General features: G+C 56.7%; 19 protein-coding genes and 1 pseudogene. 1 reads left to right on the forward strand and 19 read right to left on the reverse strand.

Features of this window, described 5'->3' with window-relative positions; all coding sequences use genetic code 11:
• From HMPREF2890_RS04795 to bioB, 4 genes and pseudogenes are all read right to left on the reverse strand, one after another.
• A pseudogene (locus HMPREF2890_RS04795) lies at positions 1 to 574 on the reverse strand (1,4-alpha-glucan-branching enzyme); the annotation flags it as partial.
• Between the two features lie 27 nt (positions 575 to 601).
• Positions 602 to 1,486, reverse strand: coding sequence for a carbon-nitrogen hydrolase (locus HMPREF2890_RS04800; RefSeq protein ID WP_070466107.1), 885 nt, complete (start codon positions 1,484 to 1,486; stop codon positions 602 to 604).
• Between the two features lie 2 nt (positions 1,487 to 1,488).
• Positions 1,489 to 2,514: an agmatine deiminase family protein gene (locus HMPREF2890_RS04805; RefSeq protein WP_070466109.1), complete on the reverse strand. Its 1,026-nt coding sequence runs from the start codon at positions 2,512 to 2,514 to the stop codon at positions 1,489 to 1,491.
• A 238-nt stretch (positions 2,515 to 2,752) separates the two neighbouring features.
• The gene (gene bioB, locus HMPREF2890_RS04810) at positions 2,753 to 3,733 is read right to left on the reverse strand and encodes a biotin synthase BioB (protein WP_070466112.1); all 981 of its coding nucleotides are present in this window, start codon (positions 3,731 to 3,733) and stop codon (positions 2,753 to 2,755) included.
• A gap of 170 nt (positions 3,734 to 3,903) precedes the next feature.
• On the opposite strand from bioB, the gene HMPREF2890_RS04815 reads away from it, so the two are divergent.
• Positions 3,904 to 4,908, forward strand: a complete 1,005-nt coding sequence (locus tag HMPREF2890_RS04815; RefSeq protein ID WP_070466114.1) for a malate dehydrogenase — start codon at positions 3,904 to 3,906, stop codon at positions 4,906 to 4,908.
• Between the two features lie 81 nt (positions 4,909 to 4,989).
• Here HMPREF2890_RS04815 and HMPREF2890_RS04820 read toward each other — a convergent pair whose 3' ends face one another.
• The 15 genes from HMPREF2890_RS04820 to HMPREF2890_RS04890 all read right to left on the reverse strand — a co-directional run bounded on the left by HMPREF2890_RS04820 (position 4,990) and on the right by HMPREF2890_RS04890 (position 23,213).
• Positions 4,990 to 6,117, reverse strand: a complete 1,128-nt coding sequence (locus HMPREF2890_RS04820) for an AAA family ATPase (RefSeq protein ID WP_070466116.1) — start codon at positions 6,115 to 6,117, stop codon at positions 4,990 to 4,992.
• A 151-nt stretch (positions 6,118 to 6,268) separates the two neighbouring features.
• Positions 6,269 to 7,378: an A/G-specific adenine glycosylase gene (gene mutY, locus HMPREF2890_RS04825; protein WP_070466118.1), complete on the reverse strand. Its 1,110-nt coding sequence runs from the start codon at positions 7,376 to 7,378 to the stop codon at positions 6,269 to 6,271.
• Positions 7,379 to 7,384: 6 nt separating this feature from the next.
• Positions 7,385 to 8,323, reverse strand: coding sequence for a ribose-phosphate pyrophosphokinase (locus HMPREF2890_RS04830; protein WP_070466120.1), 939 nt, complete (start codon positions 8,321 to 8,323; stop codon positions 7,385 to 7,387).
• A 42-nt stretch (positions 8,324 to 8,365) separates the two neighbouring features.
• On the reverse strand, positions 8,366 to 9,400 hold the full coding sequence (gene galE / locus HMPREF2890_RS04835; protein ID WP_070466122.1) for a UDP-glucose 4-epimerase GalE: 1,035 nt from the start codon (positions 9,398 to 9,400) through the stop codon (positions 8,366 to 8,368).
• 233 nt (positions 9,401 to 9,633) lie between these two features.
• Complete coding sequence (locus tag HMPREF2890_RS04840) at positions 9,634 to 10,206, reverse strand: electron transport complex protein RnfA (protein ID WP_070466125.1); 573 nt, start codon at positions 10,204 to 10,206, stop codon at positions 9,634 to 9,636.
• A gap of 34 nt (positions 10,207 to 10,240) precedes the next feature.
• A complete protein-coding gene (rsxE, locus tag HMPREF2890_RS04845; protein WP_070466127.1) occupies positions 10,241 to 10,924 on the reverse strand; it encodes an electron transport complex subunit RsxE in 684 nt (227 codons plus the stop codon).
• Between the two features lie 7 nt (positions 10,925 to 10,931).
• Positions 10,932 to 12,038, reverse strand: a complete 1,107-nt coding sequence (locus tag HMPREF2890_RS04850) for an FMN-binding protein (RefSeq protein ID WP_083289807.1) — start codon at positions 12,036 to 12,038, stop codon at positions 10,932 to 10,934.
• Positions 12,039 to 12,060: 22 nt separating this feature from the next.
• On the reverse strand, positions 12,061 to 13,053 hold the full coding sequence (locus HMPREF2890_RS04855) for an RnfABCDGE type electron transport complex subunit D (RefSeq protein ID WP_070466132.1): 993 nt from the start codon (positions 13,051 to 13,053) through the stop codon (positions 12,061 to 12,063).
• Positions 13,054 to 13,087: 34 nt separating this feature from the next.
• Positions 13,088 to 14,422: an electron transport complex subunit RsxC gene (rsxC, locus tag HMPREF2890_RS04860; RefSeq protein WP_070466134.1), complete on the reverse strand. Its 1,335-nt coding sequence runs from the start codon at positions 14,420 to 14,422 to the stop codon at positions 13,088 to 13,090.
• Between the two features lie 45 nt (positions 14,423 to 14,467).
• Positions 14,468 to 15,349, reverse strand: coding sequence for a Fe-S cluster domain-containing protein (locus tag HMPREF2890_RS04865; protein WP_070466136.1), 882 nt, complete (start codon positions 15,347 to 15,349; stop codon positions 14,468 to 14,470).
• Positions 15,350 to 15,394: 45 nt separating this feature from the next.
• A complete protein-coding gene (locus tag HMPREF2890_RS04870) occupies positions 15,395 to 15,820 on the reverse strand; it encodes a SoxR reducing system RseC family protein (RefSeq protein ID WP_070466138.1) in 426 nt (141 codons plus the stop codon).
• Between the two features lie 566 nt (positions 15,821 to 16,386).
• A complete protein-coding gene (gene trxA / locus HMPREF2890_RS04875) occupies positions 16,387 to 16,710 on the reverse strand; it encodes a thioredoxin (protein ID WP_070466140.1) in 324 nt (107 codons plus the stop codon).
• Between the two features lie 63 nt (positions 16,711 to 16,773).
• Positions 16,774 to 20,424, reverse strand: coding sequence for a DNA polymerase III subunit alpha (gene dnaE, locus HMPREF2890_RS04880; RefSeq protein WP_070466142.1), 3,651 nt, complete (start codon positions 20,422 to 20,424; stop codon positions 16,774 to 16,776).
• A 9-nt stretch (positions 20,425 to 20,433) separates the two neighbouring features.
• A complete protein-coding gene (gene ligA / locus HMPREF2890_RS04885) occupies positions 20,434 to 22,473 on the reverse strand; it encodes an NAD-dependent DNA ligase LigA (protein WP_070466144.1) in 2,040 nt (679 codons plus the stop codon).
• A complete protein-coding gene (locus HMPREF2890_RS04890) occupies positions 22,473 to 23,213 on the reverse strand; it encodes an SIMPL domain-containing protein (protein ID WP_070466146.1) in 741 nt (246 codons plus the stop codon). Before HMPREF2890_RS04890 ends, ligA begins: the two co-directional genes overlap by 1 nt.
• Positions 23,214 to 23,440 lie beyond the last annotated feature (227 nt).

The raw sequence follows: 23,440 nt of genomic DNA on the forward strand, positions 1-23,440 counted from the left end.
TTTCCATAAACTCCCGATAGGTGCCGACCTTCTCCTCCTCGGTCGCCATCCCGATGTGGCACTCGTAGATCAGGAGTGGCTCGTGCCCGAGGATGGGGCGCTTGCTCCGGAAGGTAAAGGGTCTCTCGGGGTCCCATACAACGGCGCTGAAGAGATGCGTCTCCGGATCCTGCACCACATAGTCGGCCCATGCGGGGATGCGTAGACCGCTACCACCATCCCACTCCACGAGGAGCTTGTAGTGCGTGCCGTGAGCGAGTGTGTCGGCGGGTAGTCTCACCTCCCACGATCCATTGCTGAGGGCGCTGAGACGATACGCCTCCTCCTTGGCCCAGCCGTTGCCGTCACAGAGGAGGTAGATGGCTGTTGCATTAGGCGCCCACTCTCTCAGGACCCACTTGCCTCCCTCTATGCGGTGAAGCCCGTAGTAGAGGTACCCGTCAGCAAAGTCGGAGAGGCTGCCATTGGTTTCTTTTGTCAGTTCACGGAGTTTCCACTTGGCATACTCATACCGTCCCTGTATAGGGGACTCGTAGGGCTCCAGCCATGGGTCTTTCTCAATTAGTCGTAGCATAATAAGGTGAGGGTAAGAAGGTGAGTGTCAAAAGGGGTCGCGATAGCGCCTCGTCAGGTCGTCGTAGTGATCGATCCGCCGATCGCGGAGGAAGGGCCACCAGCGGCGGACCAATTCGCATCGCTTGAGGTCTATGTCGATGATCTCCGTCGCCTCCTCGGTGAGCGGAAGCTCCGTGAGCATCTCGCCCTGAGGCCCGGCAGCGAAGGAGCTGCCCCAGAAAGTAATGCCCGCCTCGGGATTATCACCGGGCGCCGGCTCCCGCCCGACACGATTGACAGCGATGACGGGGAGACCATTGGCGACTGCGTGACCGCGCATCACCAACTGCCAGGCGGAGCGCTGTCGCTCCTGCTCCTCCCGGTCGTCCCGGTCGTCGTAGCCGATGGCTGTGGGGTAGATCAGTAGCTCCGCTCCGGCGAGCGCCATCAGTCGAGCCGCCTCGGGATACCACTGATCCCAGCAGACCAGCAGCCCGAGCCGTCCCACGGAGGTCTCTATGGGGTGGAAGCCGAGGTCTCCCGGGGTGAAGTAAAACTTCTCGTAGTATCCCGGGTCGTCCGGGATGTGCATCTTGCGGTATACGCCCGCGATGCTGCCATCGCGCTCCAGCACGACAGCGGTATTGTGGTACAGTCCCGGTGCCCGCTTCTCAAAGAGCGAGGTGACGATCACCACTCCGAGCTCCTGTGCCAGCTGACCATAGAAGTCTGTCGCCGGTCCAGGGATCGGCTCAGCAAGGTCAAAGAGGTCGACATCCTCCGTCTGGCAGAAGTAGAGCCCGTCGTGCAACTCCTGCAGTACGATGAGCTCGGCTCCATCTGCCGCTGCCGATCGGATCTTCTCGCCGAGGCGGAGACGATTGTCCCGGAGGTCGCCGGTATTGTGCTGTTGGATAAGGGCGGTACGCATAGTCACTTGTATTCTTCGTCGATAAATCCCTCGGGAAACTGCATCGTGGCGCAGTGGATCGAGCCGTGCTGACGGATCAGCGGGATGGCGTCCACCGGCACGATCTTCCGCTCTGGGAAGAGGTCACGCAGTGTTGATAGAGCCTCATCGTCCGCCCTATCTCGGTAGGTGGGAGCGAGGATGATGCTGTTGGTGATGAGGAAGTTGGCATAGCTTGCCGGCATGGCGGACCCATCCGTGTCTCTCTTCACCTCGGGCGTCGGCAGTGCGACCAAGCGATACCTCTCGCCATAGAGCCGGTGAAGCTCCTCATCGAGCTTACGGAGGGTATGGTAGTCCGGGTGCCCCTCATCGGAGCAGGAGGCGTAGACGATGGTCTCGTCGTCGCAGAAGCGGGCGAGCGTATCGATATGTCCGTCGGTGTCATCGCCCTCAAGGGGAGAGACCTCCAGCATATCCACTCGGTCTGCGTGCAGTCCCTCCTGGATCGGCTCGGTGATGGCTTGTACATCTGCCTCACCCCGACCGAGATTTCGATTGGGGTCCAGCAGGACAGACGAGGTGGAGAGGATCAGTCCCTCTCCGTTGCTCTCCACGGCACCGCCCTCAAGGACATAGTCGTGACGGGTGATCCGCTTGATGTCTTTAGTGAAAACAGGGAGCTTGGATGCTACCTGATTGTCTCTATCGGCGGCAAACTTAAGTCCCCAGGCGTTGAAGGCATAGTCCACCACTGCCCGCTCGCCTCGGTCGTTGATGACGGAGAGCGATGCGTAGTCGCGCACCCAGGTGTCATTGAGTGGCATCTCTTGCACGGTCAGTCGGTGGGGGTAATCGCCCCGCAGCGGCACGCTTGCCGTATCCTGAGCGAGCAGGATCACCGGCACGTAGTCCAGCAGCGCACGTACCATCAGCAGATAGCAGCTGCGGATCTCAGCGAGATTGTCAGCCCAGTCCATCGTCTCGTCAGGCCACGCCAGCAAGACCGCATCCTGAGGAGCCCACTCGGGGATAAGTCCCTTCGTCATAGCAGTTGAGTTTCTTGTTTCCCTTATGAGACAAAGATAATCTTTTTCGTCAATTTTTTACTTAGCACCTGACCACGGATAAGTACATAGGACAGCAACGCCTAATCTAATACCGGTAAAAGGATTCTCTAATACCGATATTAGTTGCATCTAATATCGGTATTAGAATTGCCTCTGAGGGGGTGACTACACCTGCCTTGAATATCAGCTACTTCTCCACGCCTCACAGAAGTGCTTGTCAGCCGTTGGCCCACTCAGTCTCCCGAGTGGTGTCGTACCCGGCGCTGTGGAAGAGCTCCCTGTCGCGCGATACCACCGAGGCGACTGTCGTCAGCAGTCCGCCGGTGATGGCGGAGTTGATCCCCACATAGAGACCCATACGCTCTGTCTCCGGGGAGAGTAGGGCACGCCCCCCGCTGTATCGGAGGAAGGCGGTCGGACAGGCGAGACGGAAGATGCAGATCGTCTCCAGCACCTCCTCCGGCGAGATAAAGCTCCTCTCCCCGAGCGGAGTGCCGGGTATTGGGTGGAGGAAGTTGATCGGGATGCTCCCCACGCCCAGCTCCGCTTGGTGGAGGGCAAAGTCGACCCTGTCCTCCCGAGTCTCGCCCATACCGACGATGCCCCCGCTGCAGACCTTCAGCCCGACCCGCTTCGCTGCTGCGATCGTCTCCTCCTTGGCGGATTGCGGATGGGTGGTGCAGACGGTGCCGAAGTAGCCGGGCGAGCTCTCCATATTGCAGTGGTAGGTCTCCAGACCCGCCCTGCGGAGTCGACTCAGCTGCTCCTCGGTGCAGAGTCCGAGCGAGGCGCAGAGATGCTTCGCCCCACCTGCTCTCATTGCCCTTAGCTGATCCTCATACCTCAGCATCTCTCCCTCCGTGGGGCGCTTACCGCTCGATACGATGGAGAATCGCCGCACGCCATGCTCTCTATTCTTTGCCTCAGCAGCGACCACCACCTCGGTAGGCAGCACCCCATAGGGATCGATCTCTGTATGGTGTCGTGCGCTCTGGGCGCACCACTTGCAGTCCTCCGGGCAGCGACCATTCTTATCATTGATGATGGCGCAGGTGTCAAATCCATCGCCACAGAGTCGGCGGGTGATCCGGTGGCACTCCTCGTAGAGCTCTTCTCGGGGGGTCTCATCGATGATAGACAGCAGCTCTGCCGCCTCGGTGATCCGGTAGCCGCCGATGATTTTGTCCGAAATCTTCATCTCTCTTTCTTTTCTCTTGGTCTTACAAAGGTAGCGAAATGGCTTGGCAAGCCGGTCAGAGCAAGCATCGTAAAATACTTGGGCTAATATGAGGAATTATTTAAGTATTTGATTAGATTTGCATACGAATGAGATAGACAAGTAACACGTATCACTTCAATACATTATTTATGGACTTCGTTAGTAACGACAAGTTGGTTATCGTAGGAGCTGCTGGTATGATCGGCTCCAATATGGCGCAGATCGCGTCTGTAATGCGTCTTACCCCAAACCTCTGCCTCTTCGATGTATATGAGCCGGGGCTGGAGGGTGTCTACGAGGAGCTGCGCCACTGTGGCTTCGACGGGATGAACATCCACTACACTACCGACGTGAAGGAGGCCTTCACCGGTGCTAAGTACATCGTCAGCTCGGGTGGTGCTCCCCGCAAGGCAGGCATGACACGTGAGGACTTGATCAGCGGCAATGGCGAGATCGCTAAGCAGCTGGGTGAGAACATCCGCAAGTACTGCCCCGACCTGGAGCACCTGACCATCATCTTCAACCCCGCTGACATCACCGGTATCATCGCTCTCCTCCATTCCGGTCTGAAGCCCTCTCAGGTGACCACGCTTGCCGGTCTCGACAGCACCCGTCTCCAGAGCGAGCTTGCTAAGCACTTCGGCGTCCTCCAGCACGAGGTGACCGGAGCCCGTACTTACGGTGGTCACGGTGAGCAGATGGCTGTCTTTGGTAGCAGCGTCAAGGTGGACGGCAAGCCTCTCTCTGAGCTGATCGGTACGGACAAGCTGACTGACGAGCAGTGGGCTGAGCTCCGCCAGCGTGTCATCAAGGGCGGTGCCAATATCATCAAGCTCCGTGGTCGCTCTTCCTTCCAGAGCCCTGCACAGCTCTCTATCGAGATGATCGGTGCAGCCATGGGCGGTCCCGCCTTCCGCTGGCCTGTCGGCACCTATGTCTCCAACGATCGCTACGATCACGTCATGATGGCCTGGGAGACTGTCCTCGATCGTAATGGCGCTCACATCAAGCCGATCGAGCATGCCACCGATGAGGAGATGAAGGAGCTCGATGCCTCCTACAAGCATCTCCAGGACCAGATCGACAATATCATCAAGATGGGTCTCATCCCCTCTGTCGATAAGTGGAGCGAGCTTAACCCCAACATCAAGTAATCCACACCTACCGTTACTATATGAGCGGGGGCGTGTCACACAGACACGCCCCCGCTCTTGTCTCCGCACCTATCAGATCTATTAGAATAAGCTCCTCTTCATCCAGAGCGCCATTACAGGGTCGGTCATATAGGTCTGCCCTTCAGTCGTCTCTATGAGCTCCTTCTTGATCAGAGCATTCCGAACAGAATTGGCATTGGCAGAGGAGCTGAGCCCATACTTGTCGATCACCTCTTGGGAGGTAAATGAGCCGCTGACCCCGTCTGTAATCGCCCTGAGGAAGCTTAGCTGATAGCCGGTCAAGTCCTCTGTCTGTTTCTCGAAGAGAGGGCTATTCTGGCTGATGAGATCACTCTCTGCTTGCTCAATATCACTTGCTGTGGCTACCGAGTCAGACCTGCTCCAGACCAGCCAAGATAGTTGCTGCACATAGGAGGAGTGGTTGTCCACCCTGAGGGCAATCTCTTCAGCAAGCGCCGGAGAGATAGACTTCCCGGTGGAGGCAAAGCGTTCGCATATATATGTGACCCAGTCCGACGTCCCGATCTTGCTTAGGTAGATCACCTCACCGAACTTGTAGAAGGGGTAACTCCGACTACCGAAGAGCTCACTCATGAGGTGTCTTTTGCTTCCAAATAAGCAGTAAGAGACGTGCCTCTGGTGTTGCCACACGCTCCTCAGTTTCTTCTGGAAAGTGAGTGAGTCAGTAAACTCTCCCAATTGCTGAAATTCATCAATGCAGACAACGATACGGCAGTTATTCTTCTTTGCGATCTTCTCCGGTAGCTCAAGGACATCCTCTATACCCTCTTCCTTGCCTCTTATGTCGAGAGAGAGCGATATCTCCGTCGTAGGGTCAGTGCCGAGAGTGAATTTCGGACTGATGCGGGAAAGAAACTCCTTGGCATTCCTCAGTATCTCCTCCCATCGTGTAGCGGTCTGCTGAAGTACTGCTGTGGCATAGGCGTTGCAAAAGTCACTCTCTGTACGACACGCAAAAATATCGAGGAAGATAACCCTTAGCTCGTCACCGGACACCTCCTTGATCGTCTTTTTGACCAGGGATGTCTTTCCCCATCGTCGAGGGGAGATCAGTATGGTATTTATGCCGTGCTTGAAGTTAGATGCCAGGCGCTGCGTATCCTCTCTTCTATCGGTGAAGTGCTCTCCGGATGTGGCAACACCAAACTTGAATGGCTGTATGTCCATAGTGTAAGGAGCTTAACAATTGTACTATGTACAAAATTACCTATTATTTAATTACTAAGAGCGGTCTACTAAGAAGCGTCTTAGTAAGAAGCGACTTAGTAGATCGCCCTTAGTGGGTCGGTCAAGAGGTAGACTTCTGAAGTTTAGCGAATTAAATGAGACGGTTGCCCCCGGTGTAGTGATCGAGGAAGTGGCGAAGAGGCTTAGGGAAAGCGATCGTACCATGTTCCGAGAGGGGTATCTGCTCAGTCCCGTCGGGGTAGGTGGGATCGGTATCGCCCAACGTGCTGCAGATGTGTACTCTCAGGTGGAGGAGCCGGTGGCTCAGTCGATGGTCCTTGAGGGGCAGGGTCTCTATGATCTCCCAGCCCTCCGGAGGTGTGGGCAGGGCGGTCGACTCTCTCTCCAAGACCACTCCGGGTAGCTCGTAGAGTCCCTTCCAGATCCCACGCCGGCTGTCCCGTCGGCGGATTGCTATCTGTCCCCGGTGGAGGAGTAGGAAGTACTCTATCCAACGCTCCCTCACCATGGTCTTGTGTGCCTTGATGGGAAGGAGGTTGACCAGCTCCGTTCCTCTCGACCGGCAGGCGCCTCCGAGGGGGCAGGTGGCGCAGAGGGGACTCTTCGGTGTGCAGATGGTCGCTCCGAGATCCATCATGGCCTGATTGTACCGCCCGGGCTGCTCTCTCTCGAGAAACAGCCCCGCCATCTCGCGGTAGTACCGCTGACCGGGGGTGGTGTCTATAGGCGTGTCGGTCGCTAAGTAGCGACTCAGGACGCGGTAGACATTGCCGTCCACGACAGCCAGAGGGTAGTCAAAGGCGATGCTCATGATCGCTGCGGTGGTGTAGGGACCTACGCCCTTGAGTGCTGCCACCTCCCGCTCCTCACGGGGGAAGACGCCACCATACTCCTCCATGATCTGTCGGGCAGCGTGCTGCATATTGTGTGCTCGAGAGTAGTAGCCCAGCCCCTGCCAGAGGAGCATCAACTCGTCCTCGGGTGCCTCAGCGAGACTCTTCACATCCGGCAGTCGGTCGATAAACCTGAGGTAGTAGTCCCACCCCTGCACCGTCTGCGTCTGCTGGAGGATGATCTCTGACACCCATATCCGGTAGGGATCCCTCGTGCCACGCCACGGGAGCTCCCTGCCATGCTTGTCGTACCAGCGCAGCAGCCCTATACGGAAGGCACTGAGCTCAGCCGGAGTGATTGACTCCGGGGTGAGCTCAGTGCCTTTGCTTATAGAAAGGTCAGTCACTGCTGATCAGAGACCATAAAGGCTGCTGATCGACTCGTGGGTCTCGACGCGGCGGATAGCCTCGGCAAACATCGGCGCAACGGAGAGTACCTTCACCTTATCGCACTTCTTAGTGTAGGGGATAGAGTCGGTCACCACCAGCTCCTTGAGCGCGCTCTGCTCCACACGCTCTGTAGCCGGATCACTCATCACGGCGTGTGAGCACATAGCGCGTACCGAGCGAGCTCCGTGGTCCATCATCAGGTTGGCAGCCTTGGTGATGGTGCCGGCGGTATCGACGATATCGTCCACGAGGAGTACATCCTTATCCTCCACGTCACCGATGATGCGCATCTCGGCGACAACGTTGGCCTTGAGGCGCAGCTTGTGGCAGATGACCATCGGCACGCCGAGGGCGTGAGCGTAGGTATTGGCGCGCTTCGTACCACCGACGTCGGGGGTGGCGATGACGAGGTTTTTGAGATCAATATTCTTCCGGATATAGTCGAGGAAGATATTGGAGGCGTAGAGGTGGTCTACGGGGACATTGAAGAATCCCTGGATCTGGTCCGCATGGAGATCCATGGTGATCAGGCGCGAGATGCCTGCAGCCTGCAGGAGGTCAGCGACTAACTTGGCACCGATGGAGACGCGCGGCTTATCCTTGCGGTCTTGTCTAGCCCAGCCGAAGTAGGGGATCACGGCGGCGATGTAGTGAGCACTGGCGCGCTTGGCAGCATCGACCATAAGGAGCAGCTCCATCAGGTTGTCAGCCGGGGCAAAGGTCGACTGCACGATGTAGGTGTCCTTGCCACGGATTGACTCCTCAAAGCTTCCGGAGAACTCTCCGTCAGCGAAGCGCTCGTACTTGAATTTTCCGAGGTCGCACTTCAGGCTGGAGCAGATCTGCTCAGCGAGGTTCATGCTCTTCTGTCCGGAGAAGATCCCAAATTCGTTCTTGTCCATTGTACTGTTAGGGGTGGTATAATTTCGATTAGATATTAGCTGTTACTTCTGCTCCCTCTTGAGGATCTGCTCCTGCCACTTCCAAGCACTCCGGAGAGAGTCCTCTATCGTTGACTCCGCCCGCCAGCCGAGGTAGTCATTTGCCTTCTTGGGATCGGCCCATACGGCGACGATGTCTCCCTCGCGACGCGGTCCGATCTTGTAGGGGACCTTGACGCCCGTTGCTCGCTCAAAGGCGGTGATCAGCTCCAGCACGCTCTCCCCCTTACCGGTGCCGATATTGTAGTACTCGTAGCTCTCTCCGTCCTTGTGGAGCATCCTGTCGATCGCAGCGACGTGCGCCTTGGCGAGATCCACGACGTGGATGTAGTCCCGGATGCAGGTGCCATCGGGGGTGGGGTAGTCGTCCCCGAAGACGGTCAGCTCCTTGCGGATGCCGGCAGCCGCCTGGGTGATGTAGGGGATGAGGTTGGCGGGGACACCCCGAGGCTCCTCACCGATGTGGGCTGAGGGATGGGCCCCGATGGGATTGAAGTACCTCAGGCTGATTGCCTTGAAGGGTACACCGGAGTGGATCGTGTCGCGGAGGATCTCCTCATTGATCTGCTTCGTATTGCCATAGGGCGAGGTGGCGGGCATAAAGGGTGCCGACTCGTCTACGGGGAGCTTCTCCGGCTGACCATAGACCGTGCAGGAGGAGGAGAAGACGATCCCCTTCGTCCCGTACTCCGTCATGAGTGTCAGCTGATTGATGAGCGAGACGATGTTGTTGTGGTAATAGAGTAGCGGTTTCTCGACCGACTCACCCACCGCCTTGCTGGCAGCGAAGTGGATCACTCCGACAATATCCGGATTCTCCTCATAGATGCGCCTCATCGCTGCGAGATCGTTGCAGTCGGCTTTGTAAAACCTGGGTCTCCGACCGGTGATCCGCTCGATCCCGTCAAGGACTGACTCGTCAGAGTTGGAGAGGTTGTCAACGATGACCACCTCATACCCTGCTTCCTGAAGCTCTACGGTGGTGTGTGATCCGATGAATCCCGTCCCTCCCGTTACCAGTATTGTCTCTTTACTCATTTGCTTTGTATATCTGCGCTGTGCACCACAAAGGTAGCCATTATTTCGGTAGAAAGGTTCACGTCACCTCGGGAAAATTTCTCAGTGGTGAGAAATTCCAATCTTCCACTAAGTTAAATCTACTTTCAGGTCGCTGTGAAAACTAATCTCCACAAAAAAATGCCGGAGCTCGCTCTTGATTAGAGAGAAAGCTCCGGCACTTTTTGTGAGGAAGAAGGTCTATGACCTTGTCCTTATACCACTCCGGTGAAGCCCATGAAGGCAAGCGACAGTATGCCGGCGACGAGAAGTGCTGCGGGGATGCCCTGCATCGCCTTGGGGAGTGTGGTCTTGGCCAGCTGCTCGCGGATCGTCGCAAAGAGCGAGATTGCGATCGTGTAGCCGATACCGGTCGAGAAGGCGTACATCATCGCCTGAGAGAGGTTGTAGTCCTTCTGGATCACGAGGATGGCGACACCGAGGATGACACAGTTGGTGGTGATCAGCGGGAGGTAGATCCCGAGCGCCTGGAAGAGTGCCGGGGAGACCTTCTTGAGGACTGACTCGAGCATCTGCACAAGTGCAGCGATGACGAGGATGAAGACGACATTCTGCAGGTAGCCGAGGTTATTCGGGTCGAGGATCCCCTTCTGGAGACCGAAGGTGACCAGCACGGCAAGCACCATCACGAAGGTGACGGCAGCACCCATACCGAGGGCGGTATCGAGCTTCTTCGACACGCCGAGGAAGGGGCAGATACCGAGGAACTGGGCGAAGACAATATTATTGACAAATATTGCGCCGATAAGTATGACTAAATACTCCATATCTTACTCTATATGACTTACTCGATGATGAGACTTACACACCCTCCTTGGCAGCCATGGGCGTCTCGTGAGGCTGATCTTTGAGGAGCTCACGCTCAGCAGCCTCGCGCTCGCGGCGCTCGGCACTCTTCTTTCGTCTCTCCATAATGACGTTATTGGCAGCGATCATATACCCAAGGACAATAAATCCTCCGGGCGCAAGGACGAAGACGAGCGTGCCGTAGTCGGCGGAGAATATCTCCATGCCAAAGAGCTTGCCTGACCCGAGGATCTCACGGAAGCATCCGAGGAGCGTCAGGACGAAGGTGAAGCCCAGACCGGAGCCGAGCCCGTCAACGAGGGAGTCTGCAACGCCATTCTTGGAGGCGAAGGACTCCGCACGACCGAGGACGATACAATTGACGACGATCAGGGGGAGGAAGATGCCGAGGGCATCGTAGAGGGCGGGGGCATAGGCCTGTACCACCATCTGGACGATCGTGGTGAAGGCTGCGATCACGACGATGAATGCCGGGATACGCACGCCATCGGGGATGACACTCTTGAGGAGCGAGATGACGACGTTGGAGCAGACGAGCACAAAGGTCGTCGCCAGTCCCATACCCATACCGGTCTCAGCACTCGAGGAGGTGCCGAGGGTGGCACACATGCCGAGGAGAGAGACGAGGATGGGGTTCTCTGTGATGAATCCGTTGAGGAATACTTTACCTTTATTCATGTCGAAATCAATTTTCAGCGTTCTCGTAAGCAGTGCGTGCCTGAGTGGCGATGGCGGCTGTGCGGCTGATGGCATCAAGGAATGCACGACTCGTCACCGTGGCGCCACTGATGGCATCAATGTCTCCTCCATCCTGAGTGACCTTGAGCGGAGTCTCAAGAGAGCGCCCGCGGATGTCAGACGTGGGGTGACCATTGTCCCTAAACCACTGCGCCACCTGACCCCCGAGCTGCTCGCTCTCCGACTCTTGGAGGACGGCGTAGTCGAGGAGGTGGTTGCCTGCGTCCAGTGCAGCGACGAAGAGCATAGGGCCATTGTACCCACTCTCTGTGGGGGTAGTGATTGCTGCTCCCTGCCAGATGCCTCCCCTGGTGGCGGGATAGATGGTGTAGCTGTAGCCGGTGGCATCGGTGATGACACTCTGCTCGGCGACGGGATCATTGTCATGCTCAGGGAGGAGAGACAGGAGCAGGTCGCTGTCTACCTCAGTCGGCTCGGCAGTCTCATCGGCAGTCTCGCCGGAGTGACAGGTCGCTTCATCGATGGACTGTACGCCTCGCATCGCCTTATTCACCGCATCGAGGAAGGCGCGGCTGGTGATGGTGGCAGCGGTGATGGCATCGACGGTGCCATTGTCCTTGGTCACCTTAAGCGGCTCAGTGAGGGACTTGCCACGGACATCGCTGGAGGGGTGATCCTCGCTGTGGAACCAGTGGGTCACATGAGCACCCAGTCCAGGGGTCTCATTTTGCTCCAGGACGGTGTAGTCGATGAGGTTATTGTCGTTGTCGATGCCGACGAGGATGCGGACATCGCCGCTGAATCCATTGTGCGACGTTGACTCAACGGCATAGCCTATGGTCTCGCCACCCTTTGTTGCGGGATAAACAGTGAGGCTGTCGCCATCAACGGCGACCTTAAATTGCTCCTTGTACGGATCATTGTCGTACTCCGGGGCAACAGCCTTGATGCCGTCAAGGGTGGTATTGATGATCTGCTGGGCGATCACCTCTGAGGTCTGGCTGTTGATGAACGCGAGGAGACCTCCTGCCACCGAGCATACGAGCACGAGGCAGATCAGCATATGGGGTAGGGTGGATGATAGCTTCTTCATGATACTCTGTGTGATAAGCGGTTCACTTGCGGAATAAGCGAGGCTTGATGTACTGATTGATCATCGGCGTGAAGCCATTCATAAAGAGGATGGCAAAGGACATACCCTCGGGGTAGGAGCCCCAGAAGCGGATCACCATTGTGATCAGTCCGATCATCACTCCGTAGAGGATCTGACCGCCCTTACTCATAGGAGAGGTGACATAGTCGGTCGCCATAAAGATCGCTCCGATGAGCATACCACCGGTCATCAGTTGCAGGACAGGACTCATATACATAGTCGGGTCAATAAGCCACATAATGCCGGAGAAAACGAATGCGGTGCAGAGGATCGTGACAGGGATGTGCCAGGTGATCACCTTGCGGAGGAGGAGGTAGACAAAGCCTATCAGAAGGGCGATGGCAGATACCTCACCAAAGGACCCGGAGAGCTGTCCGAGGAACATCTCTGTCGCTGAGGGAAGCATATCAAGGCTGTAGTCGGGCGAGCCGGCGAGTACCCCCTTGGCAATCGCCAGTGGTGTCGCTCCTGTGGTGGCATCGGTGCCGACGGCCAAGATCTGATGTGCCGGCGGGTAGATGGTCATCTGCTTGGGAAAAGAGACAAGCAGGAAGACACGACCGAGGATGGCGGGATTGAAGATATTATTCCCCAAACCTCCGAAGGGCATCTTGGCCAACGCAATGGCTGCGAAGTCTCCGATGAGGAGGATCCAGATCGGGAGATTGGCGGGGACATTGAGTGCCAAGAGGAAGCCGGGGATAATCGCGGAGCCATCGGTGATGGTGAGCTCTTTCTTCCCCATCACGAAGCGAGTGATGAACCACTCGAAGAACATCGATGCGACGATCGACGTCACCGTCAGACCGAGGGGTGCCCAGCCGAAGAAGATGACCGAGGCGATCAGCGCCGGGATCAGTGCGATGATCACGTCATACATATTTCGTTCGATAGAGTCGTGTATGTGGACGTGGGGCGACGGGGAGACGAGTAACTTAGCTGTAGTATCAGACATGGGATGCTGTTATCTCAAAATCAAGTGATGACTCTTACTTACGTGCGCGACGGATGGCCATGACACGCCCCTTGCCCATACGGATATGGTCGAGGAGGGGACGATTGGCGGGGCAGATGAAGCTGCAGCTACCGCACTCAATGCAGTCGTAGACATGGTTTGCCTCCAGTGCATCCCAGTCCTTATATACGGTGTCTCGCATGAGGAAGGCGGGATTGAGACCCATAGGGCAGGCTCCGACACACTTGGCGCAGCGGATGCAATTGCGCATCGGGCGGCGCTTGGTGTCCTCCTCGAGCAGCATCAGCACGCCACTGGTCCCCTTGGCAACAGGGATCTCGTCGGAGTAGACCGCCTTACCCATCATCGGACCTCCGCTCACTAACTTGGCTGTGGAGCGAGGCATACCACCGGCCGTCTCAATGAGCTCGCTCAGAGGAGTGCCGATGCGGACAAGGAGGTTGCAGGGATTCTTCACCGCCTTGCCGGTCACGGTCACAACGCGCTCCACGAGAGGCTTATGCTTCTGTACCGCCTCATAGACAGCGAGGGCAGTACCGACGTTCTGCACGATGGCACCCTCGGTGACGGGGAGCTTACCTGAGGCGACGCGACGCTTGAGCACCGTGTCGATCAGCTGCTTCTCACCACCCTGGGGGTACTTCACCTTCATCGGGACGATCTCGATACCGGGCATGGAGGAGGCGAGCTGAGTGAGCTTGTCGATCGCATCGCGCTTATTATTCTCTATCGCCACGTAGCCCTTGGTGACGCTTACGGACTTCATCAGGATCTGCAGCCCGATAAGCACCTCCTCTCCCCGCTCAAGCAGGGTCCGGTGGTCTGCCGTGAGGTATGGCTCACACTCGGCACCATTAATGATGACGCACTCGGGGGTGGCGTCCTTGGGAGGCATAAGCTTGACGTTGGTGGGGAAGGTGGCGCCACCCATACCTACGATGCCGCACTCAGCGATGCGCTGGATGATCTCCTCGCTCGACAGCTTGATGTCGCGCACGATCTCGGGGGTGCGGTCGATGGTCTCCTCCCATATGTCCTCGCCATCACACTGAATGGTGATGCAGGGCTTCTGGTATCCGGAGGCATCGAGGATGGTCTCGATCTTCTTGACCTTACCGGAGACGGAGGAGTGGATATTGGCGGAGACGAAGCCGTCTGCCTTGGCAATCAGTGTGCCCACCTTGACCTCGTCGCCACGGCTTACCACCGGAGTGGCGGGCTTGCCGATGTGCTGACCGAGCAGGATGGATACGGTCTTGGGGATAGGCTGTACCTGGATGGGAGAGTCGTGAGAGATCTTATTCTCCTCCGGGTGTACACCGCCCTTCGAAAATGTCTTCAGGAACATATTATGTAGTCTGTACTTACTTCTGAGGTTGTGAGAAAAGGGAGATTAGGCCTCGGCAGGGGTCTCCGCCGGGGTGGTCACCGCCTTCTCCTCGACAGGCTTCTCCACCTTGGGCTTACGCGCGGGGAAGTTGACCTCGTGAATCGCGCCCGTGGGGCATACCTCTACGCACTTGCGACAGAGACGGCACTTGGTATGGTCGATGTAGGAGAGGTTGTCGCTGATCGTGATGGCGTCAAACTTGCACTCCTTGAAGCACTTGCTGCAGCCAATGCAGGCATTGGCGCAGATCTTCTTATTGATCGCTCCCTTATCCTTATTGACGCAGGAGACGAAGATGCGGCGGTTTTTCTTTCCTTTCTTCCGTAGCTCGATGATATTGCGAGGGCAGGCCTTGACGCACTGACCGCAGGAGGTACACTTGTCCTCATCGACCTCGGGGAGACCGGTGGCGGGATTCATGTGGATGGCATCGAAGTCGCAGACGCTCACGCAGTCGCCGCATCCGAGACAGCCATAGGTACAGAGGGTCTCGCCACCATAGAGAGAGTGAGCTACGGCACAGCTCTTGACACCGTCAAAGATATTGACTCTGGGGCGTGCCTCGCAGGTGCCATTGCAACGGACGACAGCGATGAGGGGATCCTGCTCCTCGACCGTGCGACCGAGTATGTCGGCCACGTCCTGCATCACCGCATTTCCCCCTACGGTGCAGAAGAGCCCATCGAGGGTCTCGTGCTCTACGCAGGCCTTGGCAAAGGAGGCGCAGCCGGGATAGCCACAGTTACCGCAATTGGCGCCCGGGAGCGCCCCTTGCACCTCCCCGATGCGAGGATCCTCCTCGACCTTGAAGGAAGTCATTACCCAATAGATCAGCAGGGCGATGATCGCTGCTGCCAGGGCTAGAAATAGAATAGTGAAAATCATGGATGAATATGATTACCGGACAAAACTGTCTCGTGAAGAATAATCTCAGTCGTGCGTCCCTCTCAGTGGTCGGATGCGGAATGTAAAGATGCGCTTGAAGTGATCGCGAAGCACCCACAGGAGTACCGCATAGAGCGACACCGTGGCAAGGATCACCCCGATGAGCGCCATCTCCCCGATGCCGAGGTACTTGGGGAGTAGCACCGCCTCAAGGATAATCAGTACTAGGGGGATGATGTAGGCATAGGTAGATGCCTGGAGGACCTTGGGGTCGTCAGCGATGATCTGCACGGGATCGCCCACCGAGAGCCCCACCGGGATATCTCGCGTGATCGTAACCGTCCGCATACGCATATCCGATGCCGTACAGGCTCCCCGTGCATGGCACGATGAGCACGCTGACATCTGCAACACCTCTACCTCAACCTCTGTGGGGCGGATGGCGGTCACTTTTCCGATCCTACACTCCATATAAAACTGTTGTCTCTTAGTCCTTTGGTGGTCGTTCCTGTCTTCCGCTACACCTCTTCCGTGGAGTACGGAGTAGGCTTAGACTTACTTGTCGGCAAATGTAGCGAAATAATCTTGACTTTTAGGCTTTTTTCTACTTCTTTGTCACCTGCGGTTTACAAAATTCTTGCAAAAGGTCTGTCGGTGGACTCTAAAACGGGTCTCGCGTGATCATAGTCCTGACAATCTGTCGGAGCTTATGGACCTCCTCCATCCGTAGGTCCCAAGGTATAGCTGATATTAGTGTCGTCTAATACCGATATTAGACGTCACTAATATCGGTATTAGAGATCACTAATATCGGTATTAGAGATACGGCTCTGTTGACTCTTGATTAACTGTCTGATATGGAAGGTCCATAAAGATCCCCGTCTCGTCGGGAAGTTGTCCCTGCTGACCATCCCATCCGATAGACGTGGTCTATTATGCGATCGCTCTAAGTAAAAAAAGGTCACCGAGACCTTAGTCCCGATGACCCTATGAGTTTATGAGGCCCCTCTATGTGGGAGAGGTCTGCGCACGATGGCTTACTTGCTGATGAGAGCGTCAATAGCCTCCTTGAGCTTGTCCTTAGGCTGAGCGCCTACCTTCCGCTCCACCACCTCACCGTCCTTGATGAAGAGGATCGTGGGGATGCTGATCACGCCGTAGCGGGTGGGGATCTCGGTATTGGCGTCTACGTCCATCTTGCCGATGAGGACCTGCTCTGCATCGTACTGCTTAGCAAATTCGTCGATCATCGGAGAGACCATACGGCAGGGACCGCACCACTGTGCCCAGAGGTCTACGACCATTGCCTTGCCTGACTTCAGGTGCTCATCAAAGTTAGCGTCTGTAAATTCAAATGCCATAATCTGATTTATTAGTTATAAAGTATAATACTACAATACTATCTATCTATTTCCGTGCCATCCTCAGCTGAGCTGATATCGGATCCCCTCAAAGCCCTTGAGGCTGTCAATAAAGTCACTTGTGACGGAGAGTCGCCGGCTGTGGTTGGTCATCTTGAGGGTGATCTTACTCTGTCGGTCGGTGACGAATATATTGAGTGAGACACTGCCCGGCTTCAGCTCGCCGGCGCCACTCACGAGGGTGTCGTAGAGCTCCTCGGTGATTGCATCCTCAGGGATGGTAATGTCAAGGGTGGAGAAGGCGGTATCTACTACCTGATCCAGCAGCTGGATCGACTGCACTTCGCGGAAGGGACGGCCGCCCTCCCACTTAGGAGGATTGACCTTTACGGTGACAAGGATGTAGAGCCCCTCCTTGCCAAAATTGCGGTAGGTGGTGAATTGGTCCCCAAAGAGGTAGAGCTTCCCCTCGCCATCGTAGTCCTGTATCGTCAGGATCCCATAGGGATTGCCACTCTTGGAGGTCCTCTCGGCATAGTCTGTCACGACGCCTCCGAAGCGTAGGGCGCCCTTGCCGGCGTAGCTGTCGAGTCCGTCGGTCACCTCGCTGCAGGGGATGTTGCAGAGCTCCCTGAGGATCAGGGCATACTTATCGAGGGGAGAGGCGGTGATGTAGATACCGAGTAGCGCTTTCTCCTTATTGAGCTTCTCGATGTCGCTCCACGGCTGTGCGCGGTGATCGGGTGAGGGGCGGGACATTTCTTGGAAATTGGTATCTCCGAAGAGTGAAGCCTGGCTGGACATCCGGGAGGATCGGCTATCCTCGCTGAAGCGAAGCAGCTTATCGAGGAAAGTCTCTTTCTTGGGCGTATCGTCGGGGTCGAGGAAGTCCTCGCGGGTGAACGTGCCAAAGGAATCAAAGGCGCCACTCAGCACCAGCGACTCGCAGGTCTTCTTCGTAGCTACGCTGGCAGGGATTCGCTCAAAGAAATCGTAGATGTCGGTGTAGGGACCATTCTCCTTCCTCTCGTTGACGATGTCTTGTGCGGCTGCATTGCTAAAGCCCTTGATGGCGCCGAGACCGAAGCGGATGTCTCCACTCTTATTGGCGGCAAAGGTGCACTCCGACTCATTGACATCCGGGCAGAGTACCTTGATCCCCATTTGCTGGCAGGTACCTATGTACTTGGTGATCTTGGCAAGGTCGCTGAGGTTGATGCTCAGCACGCCCGCCATATACTCGCTGGGGTAGTGAGCCTTGAGGTAAGCGGTCTGGTAGGAGATCCAGGCGTAGCAGGCGGCGTGGCTCTTATTGAAGGCGTAGGAGGCAAATTTCTCCCACTCGGACCAGATGTGCTCCAGTGTATCGTCGGGGTAGCCGTTTGCCCGACCGCCCTCGAGATACTTCACCTTGAGTGCTTGCATCATCTTGATCTTCTTTTTCCCCATCGCCTTACGGAGGTTGTCGGACTGACCGCGGGTAAAGTTGGCGATCTTGCGTGACAGGAGCATCACCTGCTCTTGGTAGACGGTGATCCCGTAGGTCTCTGCCAGGTCCTCCTTCATTACCGGGAGCTCGTAGGTGATCTCCTCCTTGCCGTGCTTGCGTGCGATGAATGAAGGGATGTTGTCCATCGGTCCCGGGCGGTAGAGGGCGACCATGGCAATGAGGTCCTCAAAGACAGAGGGCTGCAGCTCCTTGAGAGAGCGCTGCATCCCGGGGGACTCAAATTGGAAGATCGCCATCGTGTCTCCCTCGCTGAAGAGCTTGTAGGTCAGCTCATCATCAAGGGGGATGCTGTTGATGTCAATGTCGACCTTGTGATTGAGCTTGACGTTGTCTAATGCGGCACGGATGATCGATAGCGTCTTCAGCCCGAGGAAGTCCATCTTGATCAGCCCGGTGGACTCGATGACGCTGCCATCATACTGGGTGACCAAGATGTCCTTATTGGTCAGGCTGTCGAGGGTGACCCAGGAGGGGACGACGTCCGAGATCGGCACTTTGCTGATGATGATGCCACAGGCATGGACGCCGACGTTGCGCACCGTGCCCTCCAGCTGCTCGGCGTACTTCAGCACCTCTCTCTGCGTTATGTCGGGGCCATACAGGATGTCATTGAGCTCCGGGACGTTCTCTCTGGACATCTTGATGGAGGGGTCCTTCTTGTCACCGATGCGGTCGGGGATCAGCTTGGCGATGGCATTGGTCTCAGGCAGGGGGAGCTGTAGCACACGCCCCATATCCTTGATCGAACTCTTGGCTGCCATCGTGCCGTAGGTGACGATGTGTGCTACGTGATCTGCTCCATACTTCTCGGTCACCCACTCAAGGATCTGCTGTCGCCCCTCGTTATCAAAGTCGACATCAATATCCGGGAGAGAGATGCGGTCAGGATTGAGGAAGCGCTCGAAGAGCAGGTGGTACTTCAGCGGGTCGAGGTCGGTGATCGTGAGCGAGTAGGCGACGATGGAGCCGGCGGCAGAGCCACGTCCCGGCCCGACGATGATGCCGAGCTTTCGCGCATTGATGATGTAGTCCTGCACGATGAGGAAGTAGCCGGGAAATCCCATGGTCTTGATCACGTCCAGCTCGTAGTCCAGTCGCTCTTTTACCTCATCGGAGAGCTCCTCACCATAGCGCTTCTTAGCTCCCTCGTAAGAGAGGTGCCTGAGGTAGTCGTCAGCGTCGGCAAAGCCCTCCGGGATCGGGAAGTCAGGCATCAGTGGGTCACTGTCGATGGAGTAGATCTCCACCTTGTCGAGGATCTCAGAGGTATTGCTCAGCGCCTCGGGCACGTCAGAGAAGATCGCACTCATCTCCTCTGTGCTCTTGAGCCACTCCTGCTTGGTATAGGTAAGCCTATTGGGGTCGTTGAAGGTCTTGCCTGTGCTGAGGCAGATCAGTCGCTCATGAGCCTCTCCGTCATCCTCATGTGCGAAGTGGGAGTCATTGGTGGCAATGAGCTTCACACCCTCTTCCCGTGCGAGTTGCATCAGTACCTTGTTGACTTTCTCCTGCTTTACAAAGGTCTCCTGATTGCCCCGTGGCTTAGTGGTCTTGTGTCGCTGTAGCTCTAAGTAGAAGTCCTCACCGAAGAGTCCCTTGAACCACCGGATGGCGCTCCTCGCCCCCTCGATGTCGTCGTGGAGGATGTGCTGGGGGATCTCGCCTCCGAGGCAGGCGCTGGAGACGATCAGCCCCTCGTGGTACTTCTCAAGCAACTCCTTGTCTATCCTCGGCTTATAGTAAAAGCCGGTCGAGAAGGCCTCTGATGCCAGCTTGATCAGATTGTGGTACCCCTGCTTATTCTTGGCCAGCACTATGAGGTGGTACCCGCTTCGGTCCTCGACCGAGCTTTTATTCTCCCGGCCATTTCGGGCGCAGTAGCACTCGCAGCCAAAGATCGGCTTGAAGATCTTCTTCTTCTTCTCCTCTATCTCCTGTCGGATCTGCGCCTTCGCTGCCTCGTCGGACTCCTCTGCCAGCCGTGCCGTAAGCTCCTTGATCTCGCCCTTGATCGGCTTATTCTTGCTATTGCAGTAGTCGTGCAGCGTCTTGATGCCGTACATCACGCCGTGATCAGTCAGTGCCATACCACGCTGACCATGTGCGATCGCTGTATCCACCAGCGTCTCCACCGAGGAGGCCCCATCAAGGATGGAGAAGAAGGAGTGGACGTGGAGGTGTACGAAGGATTGCGAGTCTGCCATTATGCTGTCTTATCTTAGGTCTCTATAGGTGTCAAAAAACTGCTCCTCGGTCATCATCTTTACACCGAGTTGCTCCGCCTTGGCGAGCTTAGCCGGTCCCATATTTTCGCCATGGACGAGGAGTGAGGTCTTACCGGAGATACTGCTGCCGACACGCGCCCCATGGCGGGCAAGCAGCTCCTTGAGCTCATCGCGAGTGATGGTGTGGAAGACTCCGCTGATCACGATGGTCTGACCGGCAAAGGTATCAGAGGTGGGGCCGGTCTGCTCCTCCTCCTTGATCTCGAAGTGGAGGCCTGCAGCCTTTAGATTAGCGACCAACTGCCGGGACCGGGGCTCCTCGGCGTAGTCCCTCACGCTCCGGGCGATCATCGGACCCACCTCTGGGATGCTCTGCAGCTCCTCCTCGGAGGCCTCTAATAGTTTGTCAATCGACCCGGCATACCGGGCAAGTGTCTCCGCCACCTTGCTCCCTACGAGGGGGATGCCGAGGGCAAAGAGTACCCGCTCAAAGGGCTTCTCCTTGCTCTCCTCGATGCTCTTAAGGAGGTTCTCCGCCTTTGTCTCCTTGAAGAGCGGCAGTCGGAGCAGATCCCTCTCGGTGAGCGTGTAGAGCCGGTCCACTGAGCGCAGACCGAGGATCGTGGTGAGGGCGTTAATGCTGCTCGGACCGATGAAGATGTCCATCGCCTTGCGACTGCAGAAGTGCTCTATCCGCCCCTCTACCTGAGCAGGACAGTCCCACTTATTGGGGCAAAAGAGTCCCGCCTCGCCCTCATGCCGGATGAGAGTGGTGCCACAGGATGGGCAGCTCTCTGGCATAGAGACCGGAGCTCCCACCTGCTCGTCTCTCAGGTCCTTGCGCACAAGGGTGATCTTGGGGATGATCTCACCCCCTTTCTCCACCGACACGAGGTCTCTCTCATGGAGGCCTAGGTTGCGGATGAAGTCCTCATTATTGAGTGTCGCACGGGAGACGGTGGTCCCGGAGAGCTCTACCGGCTCCAGCAGTGCTACCGGTGTGACGATGCCGCTTCGCCCAGTCTGGTAGCGAACTTCCAGAAGCCTCGTAATAGCCTTCTCGGCATCGTACTTATAGGCGATCGCCCACTTAGGACTTTTTGCCGTCATCCCGATCCGCTCATGGAGGGAGTAGTCGTTGACCTTCAGCACCACCCCGTCAGTCGCCACCTCTAGCTCGTGCCGGTGGAGATCCCAGTAGTTGAGATACTTGTCGACCTCCTCCACAGAGTGGCAGAGGGCGCTGTGAGTGCTGACGGGGAGCCCCATCTCTCGCATCCGCTCCAGCCGATCGGAGTGACGCTCCGGCAGCCAGTCCTCATCATCGCTGAGGAGGTAGTAGAAGCGCGCCGTTGGCCGCCGGTGGCTCACCACGGCGGCGATATTCTCCCTCGTCTTGATCGTACCTGAGACAGCGTTGCGAGGGTTGGCAAAGGGAGCCTCGCCCGCCTCCTCGCGAGCCGCATTCAGCCGCTGAAATTCCCGCCAAGGCAGCAGGATCTCTCCCCGGACCTCCACTCGGTCTGGGAGATTATCGCCCTTGAGCCGGAGCGGGATCGCCCGGATTGCCCTGATTGCCTGAGTCACATCCTCGCCATACTGCCCGTCCCCTCGGGTGAGAGCTTGGTGCAGTAGTCCCTCCTCGTAGATTACGGAGATGGAGACGCCGTCAAACTTTAGCTCAGCTACCAGCTCCGGTGCCTTTCCGACCGCCTCAGTGAGTCTGCGGTAGAAGTCCTCCACCTCGCCTATGCTGTAGGTATTGGCAAGTGAGAGCATCGGCACTCTGTGGGCGACAGCAGTGCCTGTGGCGACTCCGCCGATGAATTCGCTTCCCACCCGCTGTGTAGGCGAGTAGGGTGTGATCAGCTCCGGATAGGATCTCTCGAGAGACTCCAGCTCCTTCATCAGGAGATCAAAGTCCCTGTCGCTGATGGTGGGAGCCGAGAGGACGTAGTACCGATACTCGTGCTCCTCCAGCTCGTGTCTCAGCTGCTCTACCCGTCGGCGGGCTTCGTCGAGGGTCATTACTTCAGGAGGAAAGTCGAGGAGACGGTGATACTTGCGGTCTTATCTATGTCAGAGGTGTTGAGCGTTCCTCCCCAGGAGTAGCTCTCATTGGCGTAGCGTCCCAGGATTTGGAAGACGCCCATCTGAGACTTCTGCAGAGCACCAAGGCTGCCGTGGCTCGCCTTGGCGATCGATGCGGCGCGGTCGCGTGCGTCTGCGGCTGCGGCATCGAGCATCTCCAGCTTGAGGTCCGCCATCTTGGTGTAGTAGTAGCTGGGGTAGCCCACATTGACGGTGACGTCAAGGTTGATGAGCTCGCCTACTGCCTTAGCAGTCTTGTCGATCTTGTCCACGTCCTCTGTGGTGAGCACGATTGACTGGCTCACATCATAGCCGTCGTGCTCCTCTACATAGCGATCCTGATTCTTATTGTAGTAGCCATTGACGCGCTCATTGTAGGAGACACCGAGCATCTCCATCTCCTCGTCGGTAAACCCGTGCGAGTGGAGGAAGCCTACCACGACTCCCCTCTGTCGCTCCACCTCGTCAAATCCCAGCTTAGGCGACGAGCTGTGGTCGGTGATCGTGAGCGTCCAAGTGGCGAGATTGCTGCGGAAGGATCGCTCTGCGCTTCCCTTCACAGTGATGGTACGAGGTCCGTCATTGCGGTGACGGAGGGCCGATGCCCCGATCCAGACTGAGAGGACGACAGTGACAGCAATGATCAGAGTGCCGAGTATATTTCTTTTGCTATTCATGGATGAAGTGGTTGAATGGTGTCGATGCATTACTTTTCGCAGTGCATACAAAACTACTAAAAAAGGCTCACCTTAGTGTCCTTTTCTGAGCCCCCTTTAGGGCAGAAGAATTAGAATTCCTACGGAAGATATTCGCGTGCAGTAGATTAAGGATAGTAGTCAGACAACAAAGGTTGCTAGCCCCGTCTCCATCCTTGCGTATGGTCTGTGGCTCCGGACTATCGGTT

It is taken from the genome of Porphyromonas sp. HMSC065F10, assembly GCF_001808555.1.
GTDB lineage: Bacteria > Bacteroidota > Bacteroidia > Bacteroidales > Porphyromonadaceae > Porphyromonas_A.

What these genes read in the sequence shown, in the direction of transcription:
- HMPREF2890_RS04800 (WP_070466107.1), bottom strand. Translation starts at nt 1,486, where the DNA reads ATGCGTACCGCCCTTATCCAACAGCACAATACCGGCGACCTCCGGGAC.
- HMPREF2890_RS04805 (WP_070466109.1), bottom strand. Translation starts at nt 2,514, where the DNA reads ATGACGAAGGGACTTATCCCCGAGTGGGCTCCTCAGGATGCGGTCTTG.
- bioB (WP_070466112.1), bottom strand. Translation starts at nt 3,733, where the DNA reads ATGAAGATTTCGGACAAAATCATCGGCGGCTACCGGATCACCGAGGCG.
- HMPREF2890_RS04815 (WP_070466114.1), top strand. Translation starts at nt 3,904, where the DNA reads ATGGACTTCGTTAGTAACGACAAGTTGGTTATCGTAGGAGCTGCTGGT.
- HMPREF2890_RS04820 (WP_070466116.1), bottom strand. Translation starts at nt 6,117, where the DNA reads ATGGACATACAGCCATTCAAGTTTGGTGTTGCCACATCCGGAGAGCAC.
- HMPREF2890_RS04830 (WP_070466120.1), bottom strand. Translation starts at nt 8,323, where the DNA reads ATGGACAAGAACGAATTTGGGATCTTCTCCGGACAGAAGAGCATGAAC.
- galE (WP_070466122.1), bottom strand. Translation starts at nt 9,400, where the DNA reads ATGAGTAAAGAGACAATACTGGTAACGGGAGGGACGGGATTCATCGGA.
- HMPREF2890_RS04840 (WP_070466125.1), bottom strand. Translation starts at nt 10,206, where the DNA reads ATGGAGTATTTAGTCATACTTATCGGCGCAATATTTGTCAATAATATT.
- rsxE (WP_070466127.1), bottom strand. Translation starts at nt 10,924, where the DNA reads ATGAATAAAGGTAAAGTATTCCTCAACGGATTCATCACAGAGAACCCC.
- HMPREF2890_RS04850 (WP_083289807.1), bottom strand. Translation starts at nt 12,038, where the DNA reads ATGAAGAAGCTATCATCCACCCTACCCCATATGCTGATCTGCCTCGTG.
- HMPREF2890_RS04855 (WP_070466132.1), bottom strand. Translation starts at nt 13,053, where the DNA reads ATGTCTGATACTACAGCTAAGTTACTCGTCTCCCCGTCGCCCCACGTC.
- rsxC (WP_070466134.1), bottom strand. Translation starts at nt 14,422, where the DNA reads ATGTTCCTGAAGACATTTTCGAAGGGCGGTGTACACCCGGAGGAGAAT.
- HMPREF2890_RS04865 (WP_070466136.1), bottom strand. Translation starts at nt 15,349, where the DNA reads ATGATTTTCACTATTCTATTTCTAGCCCTGGCAGCAGCGATCATCGCC.
- HMPREF2890_RS04870 (WP_070466138.1), bottom strand. Translation starts at nt 15,820, where the DNA reads ATGGAGTGTAGGATCGGAAAAGTGACCGCCATCCGCCCCACAGAGGTT.
- trxA (WP_070466140.1), bottom strand. Translation starts at nt 16,710, where the DNA reads ATGGCATTTGAATTTACAGACGCTAACTTTGATGAGCACCTGAAGTCA.
- dnaE (WP_070466142.1), bottom strand. Translation starts at nt 20,424, where the DNA reads ATGGCAGACTCGCAATCCTTCGTACACCTCCACGTCCACTCCTTCTTC.
- ligA (WP_070466144.1), bottom strand. Translation starts at nt 22,473, where the DNA reads ATGACCCTCGACGAAGCCCGCCGACGGGTAGAGCAGCTGAGACACGAG.
- HMPREF2890_RS04890 (WP_070466146.1), bottom strand. Translation starts at nt 23,213, where the DNA reads ATGAATAGCAAAAGAAATATACTCGGCACTCTGATCATTGCTGTCACT.